The organism is Ensifer sp. 4252 (assembly GCF_050434565.1).
In the GTDB taxonomy this organism is placed as follows: Bacteria; Pseudomonadota; Alphaproteobacteria; order Rhizobiales; family Rhizobiaceae; genus Ensifer.
In genome coordinates this window covers 1-3,258 of sequence record NZ_JBNDIU010000065.1, presented here as the reverse complement: position 1 = coordinate 3,258, position 3,258 = coordinate 1, and the positions used below count along the sequence as shown (strand labels likewise).

Genomic DNA, 3,258 nt, shown 5'->3' with positions numbered 1-3,258 from the left:
TTCTTGTGTCTCCTATCGAGCGTAATCAGCTCAATAGGAGATCAGTATGCAAAAGATGATCGTCATACAGCCACGGCCGCGCGCTTGGCTGGAAGGAAGTATTCTTCAGCCTTACGTTTCGCAATACGGGGAGCACTTGCAACGAAGGCGATATGCTCCGGGCACCCAGCGCGCCTACATGTGCTGCATCGCGCACTTCGCCCATTGGCTAACACAGGAGGGGTACCGCCTGGAAGCGATCGGTCAAGTCGCCGTCCTTCGCTTTCTCTCGGAACATTTGCCGGCATGCGTCTGCCCCGATCCGGTCCGACGTATTCGTCATGATCTGCAGGCGGCACTTGGCCACCTTGTGGCGGTACTCAAAGCTGGCGGCGTGGTGCCGCAGTATCCGGCTCGGAACTTCGCTATCGAACAGGAGTTGACGCGTTTCGATATCCACATGCGCGACGTCTGGGGTTTGGCAGACAGGACCCGTCGGCGGCGCTGCAAAGTGGTTGAGGAGTTTCTTGTCGAACATGTCGGCGAGCAGCCCATTTCGATGGCGACAGTCAAAGCCACGACCGTCCGTCACTTCATCCTCGGCGAGCCGGGGCGAGGCTCCGCAGCCATCGCCGCGATAGGCGCCACCATTGCCTGCTATCTCCGCTTTCGCAGTATATCCGGCGATCGGGTAAACGAACTGAAGGCCGCAATTCCCCGAGTCGCGCGCTGGCGGTTGGCGTCATTACCGGAGGTTCTGACCGACGCCGAGATCGACCAACTGCTGAGTTCGTTTGATCAGTCGTTTCCGTCGCGCCTGCGAGCTTATGCGATGGTGCGGTGCCTAATCGATCTCGGCCTGCGATCCGGCGAAGTCGTCAAGCTGCAACTTGACGACATCAACTGGTCCAATGGTACAATCAACCTTGTCGGCACCAAGAGTCGACGGGCTGATACTCTGCCCCTGCCAGTTTCAACAGGAGCGGCGATTGCGGCCTATCTGCGTGAGGAGCGTCCTACGACGGCGAACCGAGCCGTATTTGTTCGTCACGTCGCACCCTACGACAAACCGATCACAACCAAGAGCGTCGTACGCGCAGTATTGGCCGGCTACCGAAGATGTGGATGGACGCGAACCGGGGTCCACATTCTCCGCCACAGCGCTGCCAGCCGGCTTCTACGCGCCGGCGCGCCGATGAAGGAGATTGCGGACATCTTGCGGCATCGAAGCCTCGACACGTCCGCCATCTATGCAAAGGTTGATCTGAACAATCTATCTGCTGTGGCTCTACCTTGGCCGGGGAGCGCACAATGATCAACGCACGCACGATGCTCTCGTTGGCCGAGGACTATTTGTCCGAGCGCCGAACCCTCGGTTTTAAACTCAGGATGGAGGGCCATTACATCACCGCTTTCGCCCTGTTCGCAGACCAACACGGTCATCGCGGCCCACTCACCAACGGTGTCGTTCTGAACTGGGTGCAAGGTCAGGCCAAAAAAGCTACCCCGCTCTCCTGGGCCCGGCGCCTCGAGGTCCTTCGCCCGTTCGCGAGGTATCTGACGCGGGTTGATCCCGACACTGAGTTCCCTGAGACCGCGATCTTTGGTCGTGCACATCGACGCCTCACGCCGCATATCTATTCAGAGCAGGAGATATGCGATCTCGTGGCTGCCGCTTCGCGGCTGACTCCCAAGGGCGGTTTGCGACCCGCGACATACGCAACGATCTTCGGACTGATCGCGGCTACCGGGCTACGACGCTCGGAAGCACTCCAGCTGCGCTACGGCGATATCAATCTCGACAGCGCGGTCCTTACGATTCGTAATACGAAGTTCCGTAAGTCCAGGCATGTGCCTATGCATGCCACCGTCGTAGCCGCGTTGCGGCGCTATCTGGAGGTTCGTGCGCGTCATGGCGCTCTCTCCAAGGATTCGCCGCTGTTCCTCTCCTCAGAGGGCGGATTCATCGCGGAGCGGAGGATCAATAAGATTTTCCAGAAGCTTCGTACCAAACTCGGTTGGGCCCCGCGGGGCCGCCATCGTGAAGTGCGCATCCATGACCTGCGCCACACCTTTATTTGCCGCCGCGTTCAGCTTTGGCACGAACATGGCGCCGATATCGACAATAGGATGGCAGCGCTCTCGACCTACGTCGGCCACGCCAAAATCTCCGATACCTATTGGTATCTGACCGCCGTCCCAGAACTCATGGCGGTCTCTGGCAGGCGTTTCGAGCTTTTCGCAGCAAATGTCGGAGGAGATTATCGTGTCTGATCTCAACCCGACACCGTCCTTCCCCATCCTGCTTCAACGCTTCTTTGTCGAACATCTGGGCAACCAGCGAGCTGTCAGCCCTCGCACCATCGCAGCCTACCGGGACACTTTTCGATTGTTGCTTGGCTTCGCCGAAGCGAAGATTGGCAAGGCGCCCACCCGGCTGATCTTGGCCGATCTTGATGCGCAATTGATCCTGGACTTCCTCGACCATCTGGAGAAGGAACGGAGCAACGGTGTGCGCACGCGCAATGCCCGCTTGGCGGCACTTCGCTCCTTTCTGAAATATGCCGCCCACTACGACCTGACTGCGCTCATCGTCATCCAACAGGCATTGGCCATTCCGATGAAACGGTTCGACCGGCCGGTCCTGGGGTTTCTCTCGCGCGAGGAGATGCAGGCGATCCTTGACGCGCCCGATGCGCGGACCTGGGCAGGTGAACGGGACCGCACGCTGTTCAGCCTGATGTACAACACTGGCGCCCGTGTGTCCGAAGCCATCGGCCTACGCGTCGGCGAGGTTATCGTCGATGGCGCGGCGGTTGCACACTTGCATGGTAAGGGACGTAAAGACCGTAGCGTGCCGCTTTGGCGTACGACAGTCAGCTTGATCCGTAACTGGAAACGTCGGCTGGCTTTCACAAGCGAGGAGGACTTCCTGTTTCCGAACCGAAGCGGAGGGCGCATGGCGCGCTCAAACGTCACACAGCGCTTTGAACTTGCGGTATCGGCTGCGGCGGAACGTTACCCGCAACTCGCGAGCCGCTCGATTACGCCTCACACCATCCGCCACACCACGGCGATGCATCTCCTGCAGTCCGGCGTCGATATCAGCGTCATCGCTCTGTGGCTCCGTCATGAGAGTTCCGCGACGACGCATATGTACCTTCAAGCAGATCTCGCGATGAAGGAACGTACACTCAACCGACTGCAGCCCATGACGTCCAGTCAAGGTCGATATCGTCCGCCGGACCAGCTCATGCAGTTCCTGATGAGCCTCTGAAG

Annotated in this window: 3 protein-coding genes; all 3 read left to right on the top strand. The window is 59.3% G+C overall.

What is annotated here, in order from left to right; translation table 11 throughout:
* The first annotated feature begins 46 nt into the window (after positions 1-46).
* From ABIE33_RS36080 to ABIE33_RS36070, 3 genes are read left to right on the top strand one after another with little or no spacing between them, the layout of a single operon-like run.
* A complete protein-coding gene (locus ABIE33_RS36080; protein ID WP_429133923.1) occupies positions 47-1,294 on the top strand; it encodes a site-specific integrase in 1,248 nt (415 codons plus the stop codon).
* The gene (locus ABIE33_RS36075; RefSeq protein ID WP_429133921.1) at positions 1,291-2,253 is read left to right on the top strand and encodes a tyrosine-type recombinase/integrase; all 963 of its coding nucleotides are present in this window, start codon (positions 1,291-1,293) and stop codon (positions 2,251-2,253) included. Before ABIE33_RS36080 ends, ABIE33_RS36075 begins: the two co-directional genes overlap by 4 nt.
* A complete protein-coding gene (locus ABIE33_RS36070) occupies positions 2,228-3,256 on the top strand; it encodes a tyrosine-type recombinase/integrase (RefSeq protein ID WP_429133920.1) in 1,029 nt (342 codons plus the stop codon). Before ABIE33_RS36075 ends, ABIE33_RS36070 begins: the two co-directional genes overlap by 26 nt.
* Positions 3,257-3,258 lie beyond the last annotated feature (2 nt).

Bases quoted from the DNA above. Each gene is read 5' to 3' on its own strand.
- ABIE33_RS36080 (WP_429133923.1), top strand. From the start codon at position 47: ATGCAAAAGATGATCGTCATACAGCCACGGCCGCGCGCTTGGCTGGAA.
- ABIE33_RS36075 (WP_429133921.1), top strand. From the start codon at position 1,291: ATGATCAACGCACGCACGATGCTCTCGTTGGCCGAGGACTATTTGTCC.
- ABIE33_RS36070 (WP_429133920.1), top strand. From the start codon at position 2,228: ATGTCGGAGGAGATTATCGTGTCTGATCTCAACCCGACACCGTCCTTC.